Origin of the sequence: Streptomyces sp. NBC_00287, assembly GCF_036173105.1 — a bacterium.
Taxonomy (GTDB): Bacteria; Actinomycetota; Actinomycetes; order Streptomycetales; family Streptomycetaceae; genus Streptomyces.
In genome coordinates, this window is record NZ_CP108053.1 from 3096701 (window position 1) to 3121926 (window position 25226).

11 protein-coding genes and 3 tRNA genes are annotated in these 25226 nt (G+C 72.6%); 6 read left to right on the top strand and 8 right to left on the bottom strand.

What is annotated here, in order from left to right:
- Positions 1-20: 20 nt before the first annotated feature.
- The 3 genes from OHT76_RS14145 (at position 21) to OHT76_RS14155 (ending at position 6941) form a co-directional block, all read left to right on the top strand.
- Entirely contained in the window at positions 21-1028 is a 1008-nt protein-coding gene (locus OHT76_RS14145; protein WP_328871170.1) for an AAA family ATPase, read from the top strand.
- Positions 1018-5763, top strand: coding sequence for an SAV_2336 N-terminal domain-related protein (locus tag OHT76_RS14150; protein ID WP_328871171.1), 4746 nt, complete (start codon positions 1018-1020; stop codon positions 5761-5763). Before OHT76_RS14145 ends, OHT76_RS14150 begins: the two co-directional genes overlap by 11 nt.
- A 140-nt stretch (positions 5764-5903) precedes the next feature.
- On the top strand, positions 5904-6941 hold the full coding sequence (locus tag OHT76_RS14155; protein WP_328871172.1) for a rod shape-determining protein: 1038 nt from the start codon (positions 5904-5906) through the stop codon (positions 6939-6941).
- Between the two features lie 54 nt (positions 6942-6995).
- On the opposite strand, the gene OHT76_RS14160 is transcribed toward OHT76_RS14155, so the two are convergent.
- A complete protein-coding gene (locus OHT76_RS14160; protein ID WP_328871173.1) occupies positions 6996-8333 on the bottom strand; it encodes a hypothetical protein in 1338 nt (445 codons plus the stop codon).
- Positions 8334-8478: 145 nt separating this feature from the next.
- On the opposite strand from OHT76_RS14160, the gene OHT76_RS14165 reads away from it, so the two are divergent.
- Positions 8479-9135, top strand: a complete 657-nt coding sequence (locus tag OHT76_RS14165) for a hypothetical protein (protein ID WP_328871174.1) — start codon at positions 8479-8481, stop codon at positions 9133-9135.
- 52 nt (positions 9136-9187) lie between these two features.
- Here OHT76_RS14165 and OHT76_RS14170 read toward each other — a convergent pair whose 3' ends face one another.
- From OHT76_RS14170 to OHT76_RS14200, 7 genes are all read right to left on the bottom strand, one after another.
- Positions 9188-10435 carry a sensor histidine kinase gene (locus tag OHT76_RS14170; protein ID WP_328871175.1) on the bottom strand — a complete coding sequence of 416 codons (1248 nt, stop codon included), beginning with the start codon at positions 10433-10435 and terminating at the stop codon, positions 9188-9190.
- 5 nt (positions 10436-10440) lie between these two features.
- The gene (locus tag OHT76_RS14175; RefSeq protein WP_328871176.1) at positions 10441-11127 is read right to left on the bottom strand and encodes a response regulator transcription factor; all 687 of its coding nucleotides are present in this window, start codon (positions 11125-11127) and stop codon (positions 10441-10443) included.
- A 9-nt stretch (positions 11128-11136) separates the two neighbouring features.
- Complete coding sequence (locus tag OHT76_RS14180; protein ID WP_328871177.1) at positions 11137-21387, bottom strand: non-ribosomal peptide synthetase/type I polyketide synthase; 10251 nt, start codon at positions 21385-21387, stop codon at positions 11137-11139.
- The gene (locus OHT76_RS14185) at positions 21347-22630 is read right to left on the bottom strand and encodes an MFS transporter (protein ID WP_328871178.1); all 1284 of its coding nucleotides are present in this window, start codon (positions 22628-22630) and stop codon (positions 21347-21349) included. The genes OHT76_RS14180 and OHT76_RS14185 overlap by 41 nt, the downstream gene beginning before the upstream one ends.
- Positions 22631-22794: 164 nt before the next feature.
- Positions 22795-22868, bottom strand: a tRNA-Ile gene (locus OHT76_RS14190).
- Positions 22869-23046: 178 nt separating this feature from the next.
- Positions 23047-23119 (bottom strand) — tRNA-Asn (locus tag OHT76_RS14195).
- 5 nt (positions 23120-23124) lie between these two features.
- Positions 23125-23197: transfer RNA gene (locus OHT76_RS14200), tRNA-Asn, on the bottom strand.
- 130 nt (positions 23198-23327) lie between these two features.
- On the opposite strand from OHT76_RS14200, the gene OHT76_RS14205 reads away from it, so the two are divergent.
- Both OHT76_RS14205 and OHT76_RS14210 read left to right on the top strand, forming a co-directional pair.
- A complete protein-coding gene (locus OHT76_RS14205; protein ID WP_328871179.1) occupies positions 23328-23633 on the top strand; it encodes a YtxH domain-containing protein in 306 nt (101 codons plus the stop codon).
- Positions 23634-23683: 50 nt separating this feature from the next.
- Complete coding sequence (locus OHT76_RS14210; protein WP_328871180.1) at positions 23684-25135, top strand: xylulokinase; 1452 nt, start codon at positions 23684-23686, stop codon at positions 25133-25135.
- Positions 25136-25226 lie beyond the last annotated feature (91 nt).

The window sequence follows — 25226 nt, forward strand, 5'->3', positions numbered from 1 at the left end:
CCCGTCAGGAGAGAAGAGCCATGCCCCTGTGGCCCGTCTACACCGGCACCAACGAGCCGCACGACGGCATCACCGAGCTGCCGCCGCCACCGCCCTGGCGGGCCTTCGACGGCCACCCGCTGCTCGACCCGCCGGACGCGACGGCCGACGCCGCCGCGGTCTCCCCGGACCGCACCCACCGCGCCGCCACCTACCAGGCCACCGAGGAGACGGTCCAACTCGTCAACGCCGCCCTCTACCTGCGCCGCCCCCTGCTCGTCACCGGACCGCCCGGCACCGGCAAGTCCTCACTGGTCTACGCCGTCGCCCGGGAGCTGCGCCTCGGCCCGGTCCTGCGCTGGAACATCACCAGCCGCAGCACCCTGCACGACGGCCTCTACCAGTACGACCCCCTCTCCCGCCTCTACGCGGCCCGGCACACCACCGCACCCACCGACACCGGCATCGAGGACCACCTCCGCCTCGGCCCCCTCGGCACCGCCCTGCTCCCCTACGCCCGCCCCCGCGCCCTGCTCATCGACGAGATCGACAAGAGCGACCTCGATCTGCCCAACGACCTGCTGAACGTGCTGGAGGAGGGCCAGTACGAGATCCCCGAGCTGATCCGCGGCGCCCGGGACACCCCCGTCGCCAAGGTGATGATCGACGGCACCGACCAGCGGGTCGCCGTGGAGCGCGGCCGGATCCGCTGCCATGCCTTCCCCTTCGTCGTGCTCACCAGCAACGGCGAGCGCGAGTTCCCGCCCGCCTTCCTGCGCCGCTGCGTCAGCCTGCGGCTGCGCCAGCCCGACGACACCCGGCTCGCCGACATCGTCCGCGCCCACTTCGACGAGGAGCCCGACGCCTACGCCCAGACCCTGATCAGCCGCTTCCTCGCCCGGGTCGGCGGCGGCGGCCTCGCCACCGACCAGCTCCTGAACGCCATCTACCTGGCCCGCTCCTCCGACCTCGGCGCGGACTCCCTCGACGAACTCGCCGAACAGCTGATGCCGTATCTGGGGGAGGCCGAGCACACCGATGCCTTCTGAGCGCACGCCTCTCGCCCGCCTGGCCGACGTCGTGGCCGAGGCGGGCGGAGGCGTGCGCCCGACCGCGCGGGAACTGGCGGAACTGCTGTGGCTGGCCCGGCACATGGAGACGCCGGAGGAGCCGACGCCGGCCGTACCGGCGGAGGCGGAGGACGTACAGCCACCTGAACCGCCACCCTTCGAGCAGCGGCACGAGGAACCCCCGGCCGCCGCCCCTCCTCCGCCCGAGGAATCCCTCCGAGCCCCCCTCCACCTCCCGGCCCCGGCCCCCGCCCCGCCGGGACCCTCGCCCGAACCCCACGCCGAGCTGCTGGCCCCCGCGCCCCCGATGCTGCGCCACCCCCTGGCCCTGCAACGCTCCCTGCGCCCGTTGAAGCGCCGCACGGCCGCCCCCCACCGCGTAGAACTCGACGAGCGGGCCACCGCCGACCGCATCGCCCGCCTCGGCGCCGCCCCCGAGTGGTGGCTACCGGTCCTGCGCCCCGCCCAAGAGCGCTGGCTGCGCCTGAACCTCCTCTACGACACCGGCCCCACGATGCCCGTCTGGCGCCCGTTGATCCGCGAACTGCACACCACGCTCGCCCAGTCGGGGATCTTCCGTACGGTCACCGCGCACAGAGCCGAACCCGACGGCACGGCCAGCCACTCCGACACCCACGCCGACGGCCGCACGGTCACCCTTCTGATCAGCGACTGCATGGGCCCGCAGTGGCGCCAGGGCCCGGCCGGCACCCGGTGGTACGGCACCCTGCGCCGCTGGGCAAGCCGGATGCCGCTGGCGGTCGTACAACCCCTGCCGGAACACCTCTGGCGGGAGACGGCTCTGCCCACGACCGCCGGCCGGCTGCGCGCCCCTTGTCCGGCGGCACCCAACTCCGGGCTCTCCTTCACGCCGTACGACGACGAAGTGGACGGCGCCGCGATCCCCCTGCCCGTCCTGGAGCCCGGGCCCCGATGGCTGGCGAACTGGGCTTCGCTGGTGGCGGCGCCGGGTGGGCAGGAAGTACCGGGGGCGGTGGGGTGGTTGAGCGGGCCTCCTGGTGAGGTGTCGGGCCGTACGGACATTGGGGAGTTGTCCGCCGAAGAGCTGGTCCTGCGCTTCCGGGCCTCGGCTTCTCCGGAAGCATTTCGGCTGGCCGGGCATCTCGCGCTGGGGCGGCCGGATCTGCCCGTCATGCGGCTGGTGCAGGCCGCGCTGGAGCGGGAGCCGCGGCCGCAGCACCTCGCGGAGGTGATCCTCAGCGGCATGCTCACGGGGCTCTCCGGGCCGCCGGGCAGCTATGCCTTCCGGTCCGGCGTACGGGAGTTGCTGCTGCGGAGCCTGCCGCGTACGGCACGGCGGCGGACGACGGATCTGCTCTCCCGGCTCGGGGCGTTGATCGACGAACGGGCGGGGGTGGCGGCGGGGGAGATCCGGGCGACGACGCCGTTGAAGTCCGGGACGCTGACGGCCACGGGCGGTGAGCCGATCGCGACGGTGGCGCAGGAGACGCGGGATCGGCTGGTGGGGCGGCGGGAGCCGTCGCGGTCGCTGCGGGAGCGGTACCGGTTTGTGGAACCGATCGGTCCGAGCGGCACCCTGTGGCAGGCCCAGGACACCGAACTGCGGCGGCCGGTGCTGGTACGACTGCACTCCGCGCCGAGTGACCCGGCCCGGCTCGGGAAGTTCCTCCAGGCCGCGCGGATCCTGGCGGCCATGCGCCACCCGAACGTGGTGGCCATCCTCGACCACGGGGTCACGGAGGACGGCGAACCGTACGTCGTCATGGAGCACTTGGACGGTATAGCCCTGAACTCGCTCGCCTCACCGGGCGGTTACCGGCTTCCAGTGACCCTCCTGGCGGCCCTCGGGCGCCAACTCGCAGGCGCCCTCACCGCGGTCCACGGAGCTGGCGTCCCGCACGGCGGGCTCGGTATGACCAGGGTGCTGCTCCTGCCGGACGGCACGGCGAAGCTCACGCTCTTCCAGCTCGGAGCAGGGCAGTCCGCGTACTCGGCGGATCTGCGGGCACTCGGCGAACTGCTCTTCCACCTGTCCGCCGGGAGACCCGCACAAGCCGGTACCCGCATCGACGAAGCGCAACTCGTCGCCCTGCCGCGGCCACTGCGGAACACCTACGGCACGGCCCTCCGCGCGCTCCTTTCCGACCGGATGCCGGCGCAACGGGAGGGCCTGCGCCTGCTCCAGGAGGACCGGCTCGACGGAGAGGCGCGTTCGGCCTACAAGCCCCACCACTACGCGCTCCTCGGTCCCGTAGAGGTCCTGCGCGCAGGCGCACACTCCCTCGCCACCGGCTCCCCGCAGGAGCAGGCCATGCTGGCCATGCTGCTGCTCCAGCACGGACGCGGGGTAACACATGCACAGCTCACCGAGGGCATCTGGGGTCGGAACGCCCCCTCCCGTTCGGACGCACTGCTGGGCACTTACGCGTCCCGGCTGCGCAATGCTCTGGGGCCCGGCGTGCTGGCCACCCTGCCCAACGGCTACGCCCTGCACACCAGCGCGGACTTCGTGGACGTCATCCACTGCCAGCAGCTGGTGGACCAGGCGGAGGCGGAACGTTCGGCGGGCAATCCCGGGGCCGCCCGCGCCGCGGTTCACGGCGCCCTGCACCTCTGGCGCGACGAAGCACTCTCCGGTGTCCCCGGCCCCGCCGCCGCCGCGGCCCGCACCCGCTTCCACCAGCTACGCCTCTCCCTGTACGCCACCCGCGCCGAACTGGACCTGGAACTCGGGGAGTTCGAGCGTGCCGCAGCCGACCTCGCCGACCTCCTCCACGCCCACCCCTCCCGCGAGGACTTCCGCCGCCTGTACCTGATCGCCCTCCAGCGCCAAGGCCGTACGGAGGAGGCCCTCGACGTGCTCGAGGAGTACGAGATCTCCGGCGGCGACAACCCCGAACTGCTCGCTCTGGGGCATGAATTGCGCGAGGCGTTCGCGGAGGTGCCGGAGGTCCGGCCGGAGGAACCCGTGCACGAGGATCCGCCGCTGCTGGAGGAGGACGAGCCGGACCGGCTGCTGGTTGAGGAGGACGAGGACGGGGACGAGGACGGGGCTGACGAAGTCGAGACGGACCAGCACGACTTCGTGCGGTACGAGTTCGCGGACGGACGGCCGAGCAGAGAGGCTATGGCGGCATTGCGCCGTCTGGTCGGGGACATCGTCACGGCCAGCGGACTCGCCCCGGACGAGTACTCGATGCTTCAGGCCGACTGGGGCGTCACCGCGCGCATGGCGCCCTACGTGGACGCGTCCCCGCTGTTCCGGGCGACGATGGAGAAGCTGCCCGAACTGCTGCCGCACCTGGGTCGCCTGCGCCTGAGCGTCACTTTCTGGCAGGCACACATCCGGTACCACGACGAGGTCCAGAGCGACCGGCCTGACTTCGGGACGGTCAGGGCCGCGCTGAACGCCTCCGAGGCGCAGGCGATCGTCGCGCTCTCGGAGTTCTGGCACTCCGTGGAGGTCGTCGACGGTGAGGCCGCCGACCCACGACTGTTCAGCCAGTTCACCGACGGCATCGGCTGGTACCGCCTGTACGGCCATGCCGCCGGCGGGCGTCTCCCGGCGGAGGGGCGGGCGGTGCGCGGGCCCTTCCCCCTGCCGCCCGACGGGCACATCCCCCAGCCCCTGGACCAGGACCATGTGATCGTCATCTCCGCCGCAAATGGTGAACTCGCCCTCACGGAACCGCCGTTCGAGATGCCGCCCGCCGTCGGGTTGCACTACTACGAGGTCGATCTACGAGCCCGCCACCTCTCCCTCACCGGCGCACCCGGCGTCTCCCTGACCTGGCGTGTCGACGACCCGCTGAAGGCCGCGGGCAGTCCCTGGCTCGACATCTCCGGCATGCTGACCGACGTGCTGGCCAGCGCGCGCCGCAGGGGCAGGGAGGGGCTCGGCGCCGCCCTGGCGCAGTTGAGCGTGCCCGGGTACGCGCTGCGCTGGAGCTTGCCGCCCGAGCTCCGGGGCCCCGCAGCCCTCCCCACAGGCGCCCGTCGCGACGCGGAGGAGCTAATCCGGACCGCGCGGTGCGTGCTGCTCGGGTTCGACGAGGTGCTGGCGCGGTTGTACACGCCGGACACCGAGCTGGAGGTGCTCCGGGACGTCGCCCGGCTGCTCGTGGAGGAGCGGGACCCCGAGGACGCGCTGTCCGGGCAGCCGCTACTGCCGACGGGCGGCCCTGTCACCTCTGTGGAGGGCTACGCCAACTCCCTCGATCTGCTGCGGGCGTTCGCGAGACACAAACTGGAGCGCCAGGTGCGCGGACTGATCGACTCGCACGACAGCCGGGCGGTCCGCACCGCGCGACCCACCCCGCTCGCGGCCGATCTGCTCCAGGCCCTGCAGGCGCGCAGAACCCGGCCGATCGTGGTGACCGACCGGTCGGCGGGCGCGGTCGCACGGTACCTGCGGCAGCGCCGTCTGATCGACCATGTGTGGGGCGGTGTGTACGGCCGCCCCCTGGACCTCTCCCGGCTCATGCCCCATCCGCACGTGCTGCTGGAGGCGCTGGACCATGTACGGGTGCCCACCTCGGCCGGCGTGCTGATCGCCTCCACCGTCGCCGAACTGTCCGCCGCCCGCTGCATCGGCCTGCCCGTCATCGGGTACGCCCCGAACGACACGATCCGGCGTCGACTGCGCGCGGCGGACGACGGGGTGCTGCTCGTCCCCAGCCTCGCCCCGCTACTCGAAGCCGCCCGATCCCGCCGACCTGACACGACCTCATAAAGAACATAATCGGCAAACCCCCCATTCAGCGGCACCCCACCCGGCCCACCACAACACGCGGCCCCCTCCTCCGCCCCCGCACGATGCCAGTGAGGCCCGCCGCCCGGCGGCCCACGGTCTGTGCTCTCGGGAGGCCTGCCATGTCCGCCAGTCTGGAGCAGCTGCGCCGCTGCCACTTCGCCGTCGACCTCGGCGCGGCGCGGACGCGGGTGTATGTGAAGGGGGCCGGGCTCGTCGTCGACCAGCCCTCCGCCGCCGCCGTGAACACCCGGACCGGCGCGCTGATCGCGGTCGGCGAGTTCGCGGAGAAGATGACCGGCCGTACGCCCGACTACATCCGCGTCGTCCGTCCGGTCTCCGGCGGCACGGTCGTCGACATCGAGATGGCCCAGCGCATGCTGCGGCATCTGCTCGGCGACAAGATCCGCCGTACCCTGCGCCGCAAGCCGCGCCTGCGGGCCGCCGCCTGCACCCCGCACGACGCCGATCCGCTGGCCCAGCGCGCGGCGATCGAGACGCTGGTCGGACTCGGGGCGCGCCGGGTGGAGTTGGTGGACACGCTGATCGCCGCGGCCGTGGGCTGCGGGCTGCCCGTGGAGCAGCCCGAGGCCACGATGGTCCTGGTGTGCGGGGCCGCCGCGACGCAGGTCGCCGTGCTCTCGCTCGGGTCGATCGTGACCGCCGAGCGGATCGCGGTGGGCGGTGAGGCCGTGGACCACGCGATCGTGCAGCATCTGCGCCACCAGCACGAGTTGGTGCTGCCGAGCCAGTCGGTACGGCCCTTGCAGCTCGCCCTGTCCGGCAACGGGCTCACCCCGCACGGGCCGGCCTCCACCGAGATCCACGGCCGGGACGTGGCGACGGGTCTCGCCCGCTCGGTCCAGGTCGACACCGCCGCCGTACGGGACGCGATCCAGACGCCGCTGACCGCCGTGCTCGACGGGATCGGCAAGGTGCTGCGGGACTGCCCGCCCGATCTGGTCGCCGACCTCGCGGACCGCGGGATCATGATGGTCGGCGGGAGCGCGCTGCTGCCCGGGTTCGACCAGATGCTGCGGCAGGCCACGGGGATGCCGGTGCATATCGCCGAGCGTCCGGACGTGTGCGCCGTACAGGGGCTCGGCACCATGCTGGAGGGCAAGATCACGCCGCTGGAGCTGGACCCGCTGGCCACGTGACGGTGCCCGGTCTCCCGCCGGCGCGGGTGAGCGACACCCACCCCACCGTCACCCCTACGGCGTCAGCTGTGCGATGTCCGTCGACAGTTCCGCCGCCGACCGGCCCGCAGCCGCCGTGTCCTCCTGATCCGCAGCCTCCCGCGCCTCCTTCAGATCCGTCGCGACCTTCTCCGACGCAGCCGAGTCGTCCTGCAGCCGCTGCCAGGCCAGCTCGAGGCTCGTGACGTCCCCGGCGACCGCCCCGGTCTCCCCTGCCTCCGCGTCGATCCCCAACTGCCGTGCCCACATGTCGAACCGCTCCAGATCCACCGTCCGCACGGACTCGTACGGCAGCCGGAGATCACCGGCGTTCTGCGCGACCCTCAGCGCAGCCTCCATCGGCTCCTCCCCCGTCAGCGCCTCCACATCCCGCGTCATCTGCCGCTCCAGCAGCGCGGGCACCTCATCGGCGGCCAGGTATGCCTGCCACGCATCCCGCACGGCCCGCACATCCGCCTCCGTCACCTCACCGTCCTGCGCCTGCCGAGCCGCCTTCTCCAGCGCGGCCAGCTCCTCCGGCGGCTCCCCCTGCCGCGCATCCGTCGGCACCGCCAGCGACACCGCCTCCAGGTCGCCGCTCGAGTTACCGGTGGAGAACTCGCCGTACCCCGGCGCGAAGGTCTTCTCCTCCGTGGAGCCGTCCATATGCAGCTCGGTCACGGTCATCGCACCCTCGACCTCGCCGTACGGCCCCTCGACCGTCTGATCGACGGACTTCACCGTGACCTCCTCGAACACGACCCCGGGGAGGTTCTCCGGCCGGTACACGTCACCCTTCTCGGGAGCCGCCGGCATGATCATCGCGGGCGGTGCCTTGTCGCGGCCCGCCTGCCATGTGCCCTCCATGTCCGCGACGACCCCCTCGTCGTAGTTGAAGACGTCCTCACCGAGGTACCAGACGGACCCGTCGTCCGCCTGCGCGTACCAGTCGAGGGCGACCTCGTGGATCCGGCCGTCGGCGTAGGCGACGTACTGCGAGGTCAGGGCCGCCACCGACGTGCCGTCCCACTTGATGGTCTTCGTGCCCGGCAGCAGGCTCACCTCGGTCCGGAAGACCTCCTCGTCCGCCTGGCCGCCCATGATCACCTGGTCCACCTCGCTGGTGGGGTGCAGGGGGTTCGTGATCCGCGTCGGGTGGGAGAAGACCGGCTCGGTGACATCCACCCGGTCGCTCTTCGGCGCCAGCGGCAGACACTCCTTGCCCGTCTCGCCCGTCTCCTCGTCCACGACCCGGACGCACTCCTCGCCACCCGTCCCCTCCGATCCGCCGGCGTTCCCGGAACAGGCCCCGGCCATCAGTACGACAGCCCCCACCACCGCTCCCGGCCACAACTTCCTGCGCTGAGTGTTCATGGCGGCCTCCTCGACCCAGATCCGATGAACCGAGCGTCCCTCCAACCCCCTGAACAGCCCCTGAACGCCCCTGAACGCGCTGTCAGAAACCCGGAATGAGAGCATCACCAGCCGAACCGGCCAGACCAATAGACGGGGGAAACGCGTGTCCCGAGGGCGCATCACCTACCAAGTCCGATACGGCGCACCCGCGCCGACCGTCGTCAGCTCCGCCGACCACCCCGACGTCCGCAACGCCCTGCGCCTCCACCGCGACACCACAGCCGGCCCCGGCCACTCGGACTCCGACCGCGCCTTCCACCTCGTCGCCGACGGCCACAGCGGCAACGGTTCCGTCGCTCGCGTCGTCACCGAGCAGCACCTCTCCCGCGTCAACGGCCGCCCCGCCGTCTACCGCGTCGAGGACCCCTACGGCACCCCCCTCGGCCGCGTCACCCTGCGTCGGCGCCCCCTGGGCCGTACCCGGTGGACGGTGGAACCCGTCGCGGGCCCGGCGCTGCGCGGTTTCAAGGGCCGGATGGTGTGGTGGGTGCTGTGGTGGCCGTTCGGCCTCCCGCTCAGCCTGATCTGGGCGATCACCTCGCTCTTCGCCGACGAGGGCGACGGCGGCTTCCGCGCACCCCGCCGGGTGACCTGGCGCGACGGCTCGGGCCGCGCCCATGTCGTCTACCGGGGCATGGCGGAGGAGTACCGAGTGCGCACCGACGGCTGGGACCCCCGCCTGCTCGCCGCGCTCATAGGCCTCCACCAGTCCTTCGACCCGGACGAGGCGGCGAAGCGGGGCGGCTGGTACGAGTACTGAGCCTTGCGGGGGGGCTGGTACGGGGGTACTCCCCCCACCCCCACTCAGCCGCTCACTCCCCCGCCGAAGGCAACGCAACCACAAACCGCGCCCCGCCCAGCTCCCCCTCCCCCACCTCCGCCCTCCCCCGATGCGCCGCCGCCACCTCCGCCACGATCGCCAGGCCGAGACCCGCCCCGCCCGCTCCCCGCGTGCGGGACTCGTCCAGTCGTACGAAGCGTTCGAAGACGCGCTTCCGGTCGGCGGCCGGGACGCCCGGGCCGTCGTCCTCCACCGACAGCCGGATCAGCCCGTCCCCCGTGTCCGTCAGCGCGAACGCCACCCGCGTGCGGGCATGGCGCGCCGCGTTCTCGCCGAGGTTGCGGACCAGGCGCCGTAGTGCGTCGGCGTCGCCGATCACCCGGGCCGCCCCCACGCCCGAGCTGTCGACGGCCAGGTCCGGAGCCGCCGTGCGCAGGTGCCGTACCTCCTCCAGGACCAGGTCGTCCACGTCCACGGGACGGCGGGTCACCGCGAGCGCGCTCTCGTCGGCGCGGGCGAGCAGCAGCAGGTCGTCGACCAGGCGCTGCATCCGTACGGCCTCCTCCCGCACCGTCCCGGCGAGTGCCGAAGCGTCGGCCCGCCCGGGGTGGGCCAGGGCCACCTCGGCGTGCTGCCGGACCGCGGCGACCGGTGAGCGCAGTTCGTGGGAGGCGTCGGAGACGAACCGGCGCTGCGCGGCCTCGGCGCGGGCGACCCGCCGCAGCGCTCTGCCGACGGCCGCCCAGGTCGCGGCGGCCGCGAGCACCAGCAGTGCGGGGACGCCGATCAGCAGCAGCCGGGTCACCGTCCCGGTCGCCTCGACCACGCCCGAGGGTGCGCGGCCGTCCAGGACCGTCAGTTCCCGGTCGCCGTCCCGTGCGCCCACCGCGACCACCAGGAACGCGTCCTCGTCGAGGCCGGTCTCGACCGTCGTACTGCCGCCGGGCGCGAGCCGGGCCAGCGCCGGGCGGCCCTCGACGTTGTCGCTCGCCGCCACCACCGTTCCGTCGGCCGTCACGACCTGGAGGAACTCCTCGTCCTCCGCGTGCACGGTCAGCGTGGGCACCCCTCGGTCCGCCTCGATCACCCGCGCCACCTCGGTGGCTCGCTCCCTGGCCGCGTCCCGGACGTCATTGCTCAGCTCGGCCCGCAGCCCGAGCACCAGCGCCACACCCCCCGCGACCAGCGCGAGCGCCACCGCCAGCACGGCGATGACCGTGGCCCGCACCCGCACGGCCCGAAGCTGCCGCCGCGCCTGTTCACCGGTCCCGGGAGCCATGCCGCTCAGCCGTCCCCGGAGTCGTCCGGCACCAGCCGGTACCCGTGCCCCCGTACCGTCACCAGCGACCGCCGTCCGAACGGCCGGTCCACCTTGTTGCGCAGTCGCCGCACATACACCTCGACGATGTTCGGATCGCCCTCGAAGTCGTCGCCCCAGACATGGTCGAGGATGGTCCGCTTGGACACCGCCTCGCCCGCCCGCCGCAGCAGGAACTCCAGCACCGCCAGCTCCCGCGCGGTCACCTCGATGTCCCGTCCGGCCCGGGTGACGGTCCGGGTCGCGGGGTCGAGCCGCAGGTCACCGGCGGTCAGCACGGCGGGCCGCTGGTGCGCGTCCCGCCGGAGCAGGGCGCGCAGCCGGGCGAGGAGTACGGCGTAGGAGACCGGCTTGGTCAGGTAGTCGTCGGCGCCGGTGTCCAGGCCCTCGATCTCGTCCCACTCGCCCTCCTTGGCGGTGAGCATGAGGATCGGCGTCCAGTCCCCGGCGCCGCGCAGCTCCCGGCAGATCCGGTAGCCGTTGAGGCGGGGCAGCATGATGTCGAGGACGATGGCGTCGTAGGTGTTCTCGCGGGCCATCCACAGCCCGTCGACACCGTCGAGCGCGACATCGACGGCGAAGCCCTCGGCCTCGAGACCGTCCCTGAGCCCGGCGGCGAACCGCTCCTCGTCCTCGACGACCAGCACGCGCACACCTTCACGCTACGGCAGCTGATCGAGCAGCGTGCTGAAACTCCTCGCCCACCCTTCGACGGTCTTTGCGGTGAACAGGTCCGTCGAGTACTCGAAGGTGGCCCTGATCTCCCCCGGCCCCGGTTCCAGTACGACATAGAGCTCGTTGCGCGCCACGCCCCGCGTCGCCATGCCCTCCACGCGGGTCCGCAGCGGTGGCAGGTCCAGGGTGGGCGGCTCCGTGGTGACCACGGTGAACAGCACGGTCGGGAACAGGCCGTCGCCCGGCTCCACCAGCTCCACCACTTCCGTCAGCGGCAGGTCCTGGTGGTCCAGCGCCGTGAACAGGCTCTCGGCCACCTGCGTCACCAGCTCCCCGAAGCCCGCCGCCTCCGACAGCCGCGCCCGCACCAGCACCGCGTCCCCGATCAGCCCGACCGTCTCCGCCCGGTCCCGCCGGGTCCGGTTCGCGCTGGACGCGGCCAGCACCACATCCGCCGGGTCACCGCACAGCCGACCCGCCCAGAGCGCGAACGCCGAGGCCAGCGCGGCATACGGCGTCACACCCAGGCGGGCGGCGGTCGCCGCGATCCGGGCGGGAGTGTCCCCGCCGATGGTCCAGGTGTGCAGGGCGCCCCGGCCCGACAACCGCGCGGGGCGGGGATGGTCGTACGGCAGCGGCAACCGCAGAGGTACGCCGGTGAGTTCACCGCGCCAGTAGCGCTCCAGCTCCGCCCGCCGCGCCGGGGACAGCGCGTGCTCGTCCTGGGCGAAGTCCGTGAACTGGCCACTGACGGGCGGGAGTTGGTCGCCCCGATAGAGCCGCCCCAGCTCCTCCCGGATCACCCCGAGCGACCAGCCGTCGCAGACCGCGTGATGGAAGACCGTCAGCAGGATCCAGCGGTCCGTCGCGAGCCGGGCCAGACGGAAGCGGAACAGCGGGGCGCGGTCCAGCGCGAACGGAGTCCGGGCGTGCTCCTCGCACCAGCGGTCGGCGTCGGCCACGTCCTCGACCGGCATAGTGACCGGCACCTCGGCCAGGACCTCCATCACCTGCTCGGTGCACCTGCTGCGTAACGCGTCATGCCGCCGCACCAGCTCCGCCAACGCCCCCTTCAGGCGCTCGACGTCCAACTCCCCGTGCAGATCGATGCGATGGGCGATGTTGTAGACGGAAGGGTCGGGCCGTTCGTGCTGCCGTCGCCACAGACGGCGGAGGCTCGAGGTCAACGGTACGGTCGCCGTCACCCGCCGATCGGCGGCCCGGGTCGCGATGCCCCTGATCGTCGGCGCCCGGAAGAAGTCGGCCATCGACACCTCGACGTCCAGTTCCTCCGCCATCCGGTGCAGCAGCCGGATCGCGCCGAGCGAGTGACCGCCCAGTTCGAAGAAGGGCCGGGTCACCGACACCCTGGGCACGCCGAGTTCGTCGCACCACAGCTCGTGCAGGGACTTCTCCAGCGTGGTGACGGGTTCCGCGGCCTCACCCGGGGAACCCGGCTCGGGCAGCCGGGCCCGGTCCAGCTTCCCGGAGGCGTTCACCGGAAGCCGGTCCAGGGCCACCCAGCGCCCGGGCACCAGGTGTGCGGGGACCACGGCGGCGAGCGCCGCCCTCAGTGGCGCCAGGTCATCGGTTACGACGTAGGCGACCAGCTCACTCTCCCCGTGCCGGTCCCGACGCGGTACGACCGCCGCGTCCCGTACCCCTGGCAGCGCGGCCAACGCCGTCTGCACCTCGGCCGGTTCGACCCGATGCCCACGGATCTTGACCTGGTCGTCGACGCGTCCGCAGTACTGCAGCGTGCCGTCGGTGCGCCAGCGCGCCAGATCCCCGGTGCGGTAGAACGTGCCGCCGTCGACGAAGGCGGCAGCGGTCTCCTCGGGCCGGTTGAGGTAACCGTGTGCCACGGGGACGCCCCCGACGTACATCTCACCGACGGCCCCCACCGGCACCGCCCGCCCGGCCGCGTCCCGCAGCAGAACGCGCGCGCCCGGGACCGGTGTGCCGATGGGCGGCAGTGTCCCGCCCTCGGGGTCCACGCGCTGCGAGGTGACGATGATCGACGTCTCGGTCGGGCCGTACTGGTTGTACAGCGTGCACTCCGGGTGCGTGGCGAGGAACCGGCGGAAGGCGTCGGTGAGTTGGAGTGCCTCACCGGCCGAGAAGAGCTCCCGCAGGGACGGCAGTCGAGGGCCCGTCTCCATCAGGTACCTGAGCGGAGTGCACGGCATGAACATCCGCTGCACCTCATGGCGCCGTACCGCCTCCGCGACGGCCGCCGGGTCGTACCGCAACTCGTCGTCGATCAGCACCAGTTCGGCGCCGGAGGCCAGCGTGGTGAAGATCTCCTGCACGCTGACGTCGAAGGACGGCGAGGTCCACTGGAGCGTGCGCAGGGGCGGATGTGCGGCGAGGTGGGCGCGGATCAGGTTCACGGGGCCGCGGTGCGGGACGACGACTCCCTTGGGACGGCCGGTCGAGCCCGAGGTGTAGATGCAGTACGCCGGGTCCTCGGGGCGCACTACGTCCTGCGGCAGCGGGTCGGAGGGGAGGCTCGCGTCCGTCTCCTCCACCAGGTGCACCTCGGCGTCGAGGCCGGGATGCCGGGCTCGCAGTTCCGCTGAGGTCAGCAGGAGGATCGGGCCGGCGTCGGCCAGCAGCGCGGCCAGGCGCGGGGTGGGCGCGGACGGGTCGAGCGGCAGATAGGCGGCACCGCTCTTCAGGACCCCCAACAGGGCCGTGATCAACTCCGGTCCACGCGGCAGCAGCACCGCCACCCGCTCCCCGCGCCCGGCACCCCGGCCGCGCAGGAGGTGGGCGAGCCGGTTGGCGGACGCTTCCAACTCGCCGTAGGTGACCCGTCGTTCACCCGCTACGAGGGCGACGGCGTCCGGCGCCTGTCGCGCGACCAGGCCGTGCAGGGTGTCCTCGACGGCGGGTGCGGGTTCGTCCAGGCGTCCCAGCCGGGCGAGAGCGGTCCGATCCGGGTCCGTGAGGTCGAGGAGCGGGGCCGCCGGGGTGTCGAGGGCCCGCCGCAGCACCTGCTCCACATGGTCCACCAGCCGCCGTACGGTCGCCTCGTCGAACAGGGCGGTGTCGTACTCGACCATGAACCGCAGGCCGTCCGCGTGATGGGTCAGATAGACGCTGAGGTCGAAGGGGGCGCGTTCGCTCGGGACGTCGAGGAGGGTGGCGGTCAGCCGGGGCGGGTCGAAATCGACGCCGCCTTCGTTCTCGTACTCGACCATCACCTGGAAGAGCGGATTGCGGCCCGGGTCGCGGTGCGGGTTGACGGCGCCGACCAGCTCGTCGAAGGGGACGCGTCGGTGCTCGTACGCCGTCATGCTGCCGTCCCGCACCCGGTGCAGCAGTTCCGGGAAGTCCGGGTCGCCGCCGAGGTCCACGCACAGGGGGACGGTGTCGAGGAAGAGGCCCACCTGGTCCTCGGCGCCGACGGGGCGGGCGGCGACCGCGGTGCCGAGCACCACCTCCCGCTGCCCGCTGAACCGGCCCAGCACCGCGCCGATCGCGCCGGTCAACGCCATGAAGAGGGTGGCCCGGTGTCCGGCGGCGAACGTCCGCAGCCTGCCGATCAGTTCGGCGTCCAGGTCATGCGTGAGGCTCGCGCCCTCGCCCGTCCTGACCGGCGGGCGGGGCCGGTCGGTGGGGAGGGTGAGCTCGGGGGCGTCGGTCAGTTCGCGGCGCCAGAAGTCGAGGGAGGCGGCGAGTTCGGCGGGCTCGGGACGGGTCGGTGCGGGCGGTTCGGGGAGTGTCGGCGGCTCTTCGTCGCGGTAGTAGGCAGCCAGGTCGCGGGCGAGGACGACCGTGGAGGAGGAGTCGAAGACGATGTGGTGGGCGAGGAGGAAGAGCAGGTGCCGGTCGTCTGACAGCCGGAGCAGCCTGGCGACGACCAGCGGACCCGCGCCCAGATCCATGCCGCCCCGCGCCTGGGCGGCGAGCACGGCTCGCAGCGCCTCCTCCTCGGTCGCGCCGGTGTGGTCGTCCACCGGGCAGTCGAGGGGCACCTGGTCGCGTATCTCCTGGTACGGCACCCCGTCGGCCTCCCCGAACACCGTGCGCAGCGCGGGATGCCGGTCCGCGACCCGCCGCAACGCCCGGCGCAGGGCGGGGACATCGAGCGGCCCGTCGAGACGGATCGCCTTCGGCTCGCAGTACATGGTGGTGCCCGGATGCAGCCGCTCCAGGAACCAGATGCGGCGCTGGGCCGGGGACAGGGGTATACGACGTCGTCGTACCGGCGTCCTCCTGTACTCCTGGCGGCGCACCCGGTCCAGCACCGGCAGCCCGGCCAGCACCTTCTCCCTCGGTACGCCGAAGTCCACGAAGCAGGCGATCTCGTCGGCGCCCGCCGCGACCAGCCGCCCCACCGCCTCGGCGGCCGTGCGCTCGTCGCCGATCAGGGCGCGGGAGTCGCAGTACCGCTCGTAGGCCCGTCCGAGCAGGAACTCGACGTCCTCCTCGGGGGTGTTCGCCAAGTCGACGTCGAATCCCAGGCTGTTGGTGACCTGGTCGAAGAGGGCGAGCGAGGAGCGCAGATACGACACGAACGGCCGGTACGCCTCGGCCCGGGCCCGCTCCGCGTCCTCGTCGAGGTAGGTGTGCACCAGGACCACGACGCGCCCGGCCGCGGGATCGAGGCCGTGCTCGGCGCGGGTACGCCGGTACAGCGCGATGTTCTCCGCGAGCCGCTCGACCGTCTGCGTCATCAGGTTGGTGACCACCCCCAGGCCCTCTGCCGCGGCCCGACGGTAACTGTCGGGGTTGCCGACCACGGCCGCGTACAGCGGCAGTTCGTCCTGGATGGGGCGGGGATGCAGTCGTACGTCGACCTGGGCGCCGTCGCCCGCGGTGACTGTGACCGGCTGTCCCGACCACAACTGCCGTACTGTCTCCAGCCGTTCGTACATCACCTCGCGATGGCGGCCGAAGTTCTCCGGCGCGAGCGCGAAGTCGGTGGCGTGCCAACCGCTCGCTACACACAGGCCCGCCCGGCCGCCGGAGATGTTGTCGACGACCGACCACTCCTCGGCCACCCGCACGGGATGGTGCAGCGGCAGCACGACGGAGCCGGCGTTCAGCCGGATCCTGCTGGTCCGGGCGGCGAGGGCGGCGGCCAGGACGGAGGGGTTGGGGAACAGGGCGCCGAAGGAGTTGAAGTGCCGCTCGGGGAACCACAGTCCGTGGAAGCCCTGGCGGTCGGCGAACTCGGCGGCGTCCATGATGAGGCCGTATTTGTCGTGGGCGGTGTCTTCGGGATAGTCGCCGAAGAAGTAGAGGCTGAAGTCGACGTCGGTGGAGTCCAGCGCCGGCACGGGTTCCGGCTCCGGTGCCGGAGCGGGAACGGGAGCGGGCTCGGCAGCGAGTACCTCGAGCTGGCGGTTGATCACTCCCGTGACCTGGTCGGCCAGCTGCTGGGCCAGCTTCAGCTGCTGACCGAACAGCTCGTGCAGGTCGGACGGTGGCTGTGCAGCAGCAACCGGCGCGGGCTCCGGCGCGGCCACCTGCGGGGGCTCCGGCACGGGCTCCGTCGGCCTCCCCGCCCCCAGCCGCTCCGCCAGCTTCCGGGGCGTGTCCGCCGAGTCGAACAGCTCCCGCACCGGGACGCGCACGCCGTAACGCTGCTCCAGTTGCGTCGCCATCCCCATCAGCGCGAGGGAATCCGCGCCGAGCTCGAAGAAGGAGCGGTCCGGCGTGATATCGGCGACCGCACTACCGAGCGCTTCGGCGGCCAACTCCCTTATACCGTCGAGCACTTCGCGAGACTCCGTGACAGCGGGCGCCGCCGCCACTCCCACCCGGCGCGACCGCAGCGGATGCCCCGGCAACGACACCCGCCCCCCGGGTCCCGTGATCGCCCGCCACTCCACCTCCGCCCCTCGCTCATACGCCGACCCCAGCCCCGCCAGCACCCCGCCCACCTGCGCGACGGCCCCCGCTCCCCCGCCCTGCCCGCTCAGCCAGCGGCTGCTCGGCGCACAGTGCCGCCCAAGCCCCGTGAGCGTGTCGCCCGCGCCGATCTCGACGAAGTCGCCGTATCCGCGCTCGACGGCCGTGGCCATGGCGAGGTCGAAACGCACCGGCTGCCGGGCCTGCCGAAGCAGATAGCCGACGTCGACCGTCCAGCCCTCGGCACGCAGTTCACCGTCGGCGGTAGTGATCAGCGCGGTGCGCAACGGCCGGAACGTCACCTTCTCGGCGTACGACCGGAATTCACGCAGCGCCTCCTCGACGGCGGCCGAGTGGAAGGCCCGGTCCACCGGCAGTGCCCGCCAGCGCAGCCCCTCCCCGTCCAGCAGACGTGCCGCAGCCTCCAGGGCCTCGGGCGGTCCCGAAATCACTTGGGAGCGCGGCCCGTTGACGGCGGCGAGCTCAGCTCCGACGGCTGTCGCGACGCGCTCGGCGTCCTCGCGCCCGCACCGAACAGCGAGCAGACCGCCGGGTGGGCAGAGCGAGTGCATCAGTTGCCCGCGCAGGGTGGTGAGCCGCAGTCCGTCCTCGACCGTCATCGCGCCCGCCACGCACAGCGCCGCGTACTCACCGACGCTGTGCCCGAACAGCAGCGCCGGCCGCACCCCGGCCGCTTGCCACACTTCGGCGAGCGCCACCTGATGGGCGAAGAGGGCGGCCTGGGCCGTCTCGGTGGGCCAGATCCGGTCGTCGGCCGTCTCGTCCAGCAGGAGGGGATCCGCACACTGGTCGAGGATCCGCCGAGCGACGGGAAACGCGGCGTACAGCCCGCTCGCCATGCCCCCACGGGCGCTGCCCTGCCCGGAGAAGGCGAAGGTGACCGGGCCCAACTCCCCGCGATCCGGTGCCCGTTCGGCCAGCGATTGCGCCAGCTCCTCCGCCGTACGGCCCACCGCCGTGACGCGACAGGTGCGGTGCGGTCGGCCCAGGGCGAGGGTGGCGGCCACGTCGGAGGCGGCGAGGTCCGGCTCTCGGCGCAGCCGTTCGGCGAGCGCGTCGGTGAACTCGGCCAGGGCTTCCTCATCGGTGGCCGACACCGGTACCAGGACCGGGAGTTCGCTCGCGGAAGCCGACCGCACCGGCGCCTCCTCCAGCACCACATGCGCATTGGTGCCACCGACCCCGAGGGCGCTGACACCGGCCCGGCGAGGAGTGCTGTCCTCGACCTCCCAGGGACGCAGCTCGGTCGCCAACGTCAAAGCGCCCAGCCGGAGTTCGGGATTGGGCCGGGTCAGATGGAGCGTGGGCACCAGCGTGCGATGCCGAAGCATCAGCACCGTCTTGATGAGCCCCGCCATGCCCGCGCAGCTGTCGAGATGCCCGATGTTCGGCTTGACCGACCCGACCGCACAGAACCCGGTACGCCCGGCCCCCGCACCCAGCGCCCGCCCGAGCGCCTCGAACTCCACCGGGTCGCCGAGCCGGGTCCCGGTCCCGTGGGCCTCGACGTACGAGATCGTCTCCGCGGGGACATCGGCCCGGCGCAGCGCCTGCCGCACCACCTCCACCTGCCCGGCGAGACCGGGGGCCGTGAAGCCGACCTTGCCCGCGCCGTCGTTGTTCACGGCCGAGCCGAGGATGACCGCGTGCACGGTGTCGCCGTCGGCGAGGGCCCGGTCGAGCCGTTTGAGCAGAACGGCGGCGACACCGTTGCCACCGACCGTGCCGTCGGCGTCCGCGTCGAAGGCCCGGCAGCGCCCGGTGGGCGACAGGATGGAGCCGGGGTGGGTGCGGTAGCCGCCCTCCTGGGGCAGATGAACGGCCGCGGCACCGGCCAGCGCCAGGTCCGTCTCCCCGCTGAGCAGTGCCTGAACCGCGAGGTGGACGGCGACCAGCGAGGTGGAGCAGGCCGTCTGCACCCCGATCGCCGGACCGGTGAGCCCGAGCCGGTAGGCGACGCGGGTGGCGAGGAAGTCGGGCTGCCGTCCGATCGCGCTCTGCATACCGGTAGCCGGGTCGACCGGTCCTGCCCCCGTGGACTGCTGGTGGTCGTAGAGATTCATGCCCGACCCGGCGAACACCCCGATCCTGGTGCCGGGTTCGGCCGCCGCGTACCCGCCGTCCTCCAGCGCCCGGTGACAGCACTCCAGGAACAGCCGGTGCGCGGGATGGGTGAGCCCGGCCTCCTTGGGGCTCATCCCGAAGAACCCGGCGTCGAAGTCCTCGACCCCGTCCAGCACTCCGGCGACCGGCACCCGCTCGGGCGTGATCTCGCCGAAGACCCCGACACTGTCGACACCGTCGCGCAGGTTGGCCCAGAACCGGTCGACCGTGTCCGCGCCGGGGAAGCGCAGAGCCATCCCGACGACGGCGATACGACGGTCGGCTGCCCCGGGATCCGCAGCAGGCACGGAGTGCGCGTCCATGGGGGCGTCCGCGAGCCGCGCCGCCAGCGCCGCGGCCGTCGGATGCTCGAAGAAGGCCGTCTGCGGGATCTCCACCCCGAGCCGCTCCTCGAGGCGGGCACGCAGCCGTACGACGAGGACGGAGGTCAGACCGAGTTCATAGAAGGGAGTGTGCGCGTCGGCCGGGCGGCCGAGGAGAGCGGCGAGCTCCTCCTGTACGGCATCCTTCACGGCATCCTTCACGGCGCCCTTCACGACGTCCGGCCCGGGACGCCCCCCGAGGAACCGTTCCCGCAGCTCCGCCCGCCGCACCTTCCCCGCGGGCGTCCTCGGGAAGTCCCGCGCCGGAACGGGCACGACATGCGCGGCGGTGAGCCGGAGCCGGGAGTACAGGGCCGCCTTCACCTCACCGGCGATCCGTACGTCCTCCTCGGCGCCCCGGCTCACGAAGAACACCGCCAGCTCCTCCGTCCCGCGCTCCGGAACGGGAATCCCACACGCGGCCACCTCCCCCTGCCGGATACCGGTGGCCTCCTCCACCTCATGCGCGTACACGTTGTGCCCGTTGAGGATGATCAGGTCCTTGCGGCGGCCGGTGATGACGACCTGGCCCGCGTCGAGGAAGGCCAGATCGCCGGTGTCCAGCCAGTCCCGTCCGGCGGGGTAGGCCGCCGCGTCGGCCTCGGGGTTGTCGATGTAGCCGGGGGTCAGCCGGGCGGGCGAGTGGACCTGGAGGCGGCCGATGCGGCCGTCGGGGGCGAGCTCGCCCCGGTCGTCCACGATGCGCAGGGTGACCCCGTGCGCAGGCGCGCCGGCCGCGACGAAGGTGACGACCTCGTCCTCGGGCGTCGAGTCGTCGGCGCGCACCAGCTCACCGCCGAGGCTCCGCTTGAGCAGCCGGTGCACGGTAGCGGGCCCGTCGAGACGGCCGTACGTCACCGCCGTGACGGTCTCCGCCATGCCCCAGGCCGGGACGATGTGCCCCTCGCGGACGCCGTACGCGCCGGTCGCGTCGAGGAAGCCGCGCATGACGGGCAGCGTGATCTGCTCGCCCCCGCAGACGAGGGACTTGAGCCCGCTGAGGTCCCAGGACCTGCCCGGCCGGCCGGATTCGAGCGCGTCGGCGACGAGCCGATAGGCGAAGGTCGGCGCCCACGCGTGCCGGGCCCGGTGATCATGCATCAGGTCGAGCCAGCGCAGCGGATCGGCGAGCACCCGCTCGGTCGGCGCGTGGACGTTGGTGCAGCCGACGAATACGGCGAGCAGGTGGTAGAGCAGGAACGCCCCGCTGTGGTCGACCGGGAGCCAGTTGACCATGGTGTCGTCGGCCCGCACATCCAGGATCCGCCGGCTGCTGGCGGCGAAGTCCGCGAGCCCCGCGTGGGTCAGCCGCGCGGCCTTCGGGGCGCCGGTGCTGCCGGAGGAGAGCATCAGCAGGGCGACATCCGACCCGTCGGGTTCGACGTACTCGTGCGCGGGCGCGGCGTCGAGACAGTCGTGTACGTCCGTCACCCGCAGGCCTTCGGGGGCATCGGCGGCGTCGGTGAGGACGAGCGGGTTGTTCAGCAACGCGCAGGCGTGCAGCAGCCGTTCACGCGCGGGCGAGCCCGGGAGGGGCGGCTCGGCGATGGCGACGGGCTGGATGCCGCCGAGCACACAGGCCCAGAAGGCCGGGAAGAAGTCGACGAGCGGCAGCCCGCAGAGCACCACAACGTCCCCGCGCCCCACCCCGCGCTCCCGCAGACCGCCGAGCAGCCGGCGGGCGCGGAGGAGGAGTTCGGGGTAGGCGAGCCGGTCGGCGGACCCGTCGGTGCCGAGGGCGACGACACCCGCGTCCGCCGCCTGCTCGGCGGCCCGCAGCAGCGCCTCCACCGCGTCGCGCGGATCCGAGGCGTCCCGTTCCGGCTCAGGCCCCCGGCAGACGGCCGTCCCCCGTACGCGTTCCATGCGTGCCCTCTCCCTCTCTGGGTGCCGTGTCACTCGTGTACCGGACGTCGGTGGTTTTCCGGTCGACGCCGCCTCCGGCGCGGGAGGCGAGCAGCAGGACCAGCGCCCCGCACACGGCCACCCCGTGGAACAGGGCCACGGCCGTCAGCGGGGACACGGACTCCAGGGCGGCCGCCGCGACGACGGTGCCCAGCGCGAAACCGGACTGTTCCGCCGTGGCGGACAGGCCGAAAAGCCGCCCTCGTTCGCGGTCCCCGGCGGCTTGGAGACGTGAGGTGTAGACGATCTCGGTCCAGCCGTCGGCGAACCCGGCCGCGGCTGCCGCCACCATCAGCGCCAGGGCGGGCAGCCCGGTGAAGGCGAGGATGAAGGAGCAGGACATCGCGCAGGTGCCGAGCGCGAACGCCCGCTCGCTGTGCCCCTCCCTCGACCGCTTGAGGACCTGATGGGCAAGGACGGTGCCGACCGCCCAGGCCGCCCAGAACCGGCTCATGTACAGCGCGGGGTCCGCAGGGTTGGTGAGCTCGGCGACGATCGGAAGGGCGACATTGTGCGAGGAGGAGGCCAGCGCGTCCGTACCGCGCAGCGCGATCAGCCCGAGCAGCAGCGCGGGTACGCCGGCCCAGGCCCGCCACCAGGGCCCACCCGGAGCGGCACCCTCCGCCGCCTCGGGCTCCCCGGACTCCTCGGTGCGCGGCCGCAGCACCAGCAGCGCCACCCCGGACACCACGAAGCTCGCGGCATTGACGGCGAAGGCGGTGCCGTAGCCGCCGTAGGAGATGACGGGGGCGGCGGAGGCGAAGCCGAGGACCGTGGCGAGGGAGCGGGCGGTGACCAGCTGGCCATTGGCGCGGGCCCGGGCCTCCTGGCCGACCATGACGGGGACCGCGCTGCGCAGGGCGACGCTGAAGAAGGTGTTCCCGGCGCCGAGCACCACGACGGCGAGCCCGAGCAGCCACAGCGGGGTCCGCTCCCCGCACAGCGCGAGTACGGTCATCGCGGTGGCCTGGGCGGTGTCGGCGCCGATCATCACGGTACGGCGGCCGATCCGTGCGGTGACGGCCCCGGCGGCGGGCCCGGCCACGACCCCCGCGAGCAGCCGCAGCGCCATCACGGCGCCGATACCGAAGGCGGTGCCGGTGACCTCGTAGGAGAAGAGGCTGAGCGCGATCAGGTTGAGGTAGTTGCCGTAGGCGGACACGGCGTACGAGGTCACGAGCAGGCGAAACCTGAACGCGCTCACCGGACCCCCGTCCCCTGTCTGGGGCGGCCACCATAGACAGGATGCGCATCCGGGAACCAGCGCTGTCAGGCCAAGGCGGCCGGAATACGCCCGAGTTGGCCGAGAACCATCACCGTGAGACGCAGACCACAGGTCGCATCGTTTCTGCACGGAGGGTGCGGGGGTGGGGCGGGTGGGACTCGAACCCACGGCCGACGGATTATGAGTCCGCTGCTCTAACCGGCTGAGCTACCGCCCCATAGCGGCGTGTCGCGCACATTTGTACGCGCCGTCTGCCGCAGCATAGCCGCTCATACGATCTCCTGCTTCGGATGGTCGACTACGCATGCCCTGAAGGACTTCAGGGTGCCCCGAGCGGTTCCCGGGGACCTGAAGCAGGCATGAAAAAGGACCCCGAAGGGTCCTCGTTCGTTCTGCTCCCCCGACTGGACTCGAACCAGTAACCTGCCGGTTAACAGCCGGCTGCTCTGCCAATTGAGCTACGGAGGACCGAGCTCCCCCGACTGGACTCGAACCAGTAACCTGCCGGTTAACAGCCGGCTGCTCTGCCAATTGAGCTACGGAGGAATGCCTCGTTGCATCGAACGTACCTACCTGGGTATTCGCCAGGGGGCGGGCGCTCGCTGCGACACATACATTAGCGCAAGCAGGGGGGTGCTCCGCCAATCGGTACTCCCACGAGGGAAGGCTGGCCGCCATGCGCTACAAGCTCACGTTCGTCGTCGGGCTGGCTCTGGGTTACGTGCTCGGCACGCGAGCCGGACGCGAACGCTACGAACAGCTGAAGAAGTCGGCGCGTCAGGTGGCGCAGAACCCGGCGGTCCGCAACACCGCGGAGACGGCGGCGCAGCAGGGCCGGGTGTACGCGGGCAAGGCCTACCACGCGGTCAGCGACAAGGTCGGCGAACGAGTCCCGGAGTCCATGGCCCAGCGGGTTCGCAGCCTCCGCGACCGCCACCCGAACGGCGAGGTCGAGGACGACTGGGGCACCAGCAACACCTGAGCAGTACGGGGTAGGCACGGTCACCCCTCACTGTGCGGCAGAATTTGGCCATGGGGATAGTCGCCGGGTTGGACAGTTCGCCCGATTTCACACGCATCGTGGTCTGTGACGCGGACACGGGAGCCGTGCTCAGGCAGGGTTATGCCCCGCATCCGGTGGAAGCCCCGGAGGGCGGGCGCCCCTCGGACATCGATCCACAGGCCTGGCTGCTCTCCCTCGGGGAAGCCGCCGGAGGCGGGCTGCTCGAAGGTGTCCAGGCCATCGGCGTCTCCTCGCAGCAGAACGCCGTCGTGCCCCTCGACTCCCAGGGCAACACCACCCGCCCCGCGATGGTCGGCGGCGCCAAGCGGGCCCAGGTCGCCGCCGCCGATCTCGTCGACGCGCTCGGCGGGCGCGAGGCATGGGCGCAGGCCGTGGGGTGTGTGCCGCAGGCGCCGCACCCCGTCACCAAGCTCCGCTGGCTCGGCAAGAACGAGCCCGACGCCGCCGCCCGCACCGCCGTCCTTCTGCAGGCCCATGACTGGCTGGTGTGGCAGCTGCTCGGCCGCCCGGTGCGCAGGACCACCGACCGCGGCGGCGCCTCCGGCACCGGCTACTGGTCCGCCGCTACCGGCGCCTACCGCACCGATCTCGTCGAGCTGGCGCTCGGTCACCAGGCCATGCTGCCCGAGGTGATCGGCCCCGCCGAGGCGGCCGGTACGACGCCGGAGGGGCTGCTGATCTCCGCCGGGACCGGCGAGACGATGGCCGCCGCCTTCGGGCTCGGCATCGGTCTCGGGGACGCCGTCGTATCGCTCGGCGCCTCCGGGTCCGTCATGGCCGTACACCCCGAGGCGCTGCACGATCCCACCGGGATGATCACTGCGCTGGCCGACGCGACCGGCATGCACCTGCCCGTCGTCACCACCCTGAACGCCGTGCGGACCCTGCGCGGCACCGCCGAGCTGCTCGGGCTGCCGGATCTGGAGAGCCTGTCCGACCTGGCGATGAAGTCCACGCCGGGGGCGCACGGGCTGGTGCTGCTGCCCTATCTGGAGGGCGAGCGGACGCCGAATCTGCCGCACACCGCCGGGACCCTGGCCGGGCTCAGGCGGGAGGCGATGCGGCCGGAGCATCTGGCGCGGGCCGCGTTCGAGGGCATGCTGTGCGGGCTCGCGGACGCCCTCGACGTACTGCGCGGCCGGGGGGTCGAGGTGCGGCGGGTCTTCCTGCTGGGCGCGGCGGCCGAGCTGCCCGCGGTGCAGGCCTCGGCGGCCTCGCTGTTCGGCGCGCAGGTCGTCGTACCGCAGCCCGCGGACTACGCGGCGATCGGTGCCGCCCGGCAGGCCGCCTGGGCGCTCGGTGCCACGCAGGGCACCCTCGACGCGCGCACCCCGCCGGCCTGGCAGGGCCCGGCGGCGCAGGTGCTGGAGCCCGGCGAGGAGCTGGCGGTGGGGCAGGCGGTGCGGCAGCAGTTCGTTTCGGTGCGGGAGCAGACCCATCCGGGGGCGTTTCGCTCGTAGCACACCCTTGTTGGGTTAATCAGTTGAGGTAACACCACTGGAGTGTCCGACGATAGGGGCCAGGGGCAACCAACCGTCCCGCCGCCGACTC

Coding starts and splice junctions, on each gene's coding strand:
- OHT76_RS14155 (WP_328871172.1), top strand. CDS start 5,904: ATGTCCGCCAGTCTGGAGCAGCTGCGCCGCTGCCACTTCGCCGTCGAC.
- OHT76_RS14210 (WP_328871180.1), top strand. CDS start 23,684: ATGGGGATAGTCGCCGGGTTGGACAGTTCGCCCGATTTCACACGCATC.
- OHT76_RS14150 (WP_328871171.1), top strand. CDS start 1,018: ATGCCTTCTGAGCGCACGCCTCTCGCCCGCCTGGCCGACGTCGTGGCC.
- OHT76_RS14145 (WP_328871170.1), top strand. CDS start 21: ATGCCCCTGTGGCCCGTCTACACCGGCACCAACGAGCCGCACGACGGC.
- OHT76_RS14205 (WP_328871179.1), top strand. CDS start 23,328: ATGCGCTACAAGCTCACGTTCGTCGTCGGGCTGGCTCTGGGTTACGTG.
- OHT76_RS14180 (WP_328871177.1), bottom strand. CDS start 21,387: ATGGAACGCGTACGGGGGACGGCCGTCTGCCGGGGGCCTGAGCCGGAA.
- OHT76_RS14170 (WP_328871175.1), bottom strand. CDS start 10,435: ATGGCTCCCGGGACCGGTGAACAGGCGCGGCGGCAGCTTCGGGCCGTG.
- OHT76_RS14160 (WP_328871173.1), bottom strand. CDS start 8,333: ATGAACACTCAGCGCAGGAAGTTGTGGCCGGGAGCGGTGGTGGGGGCT.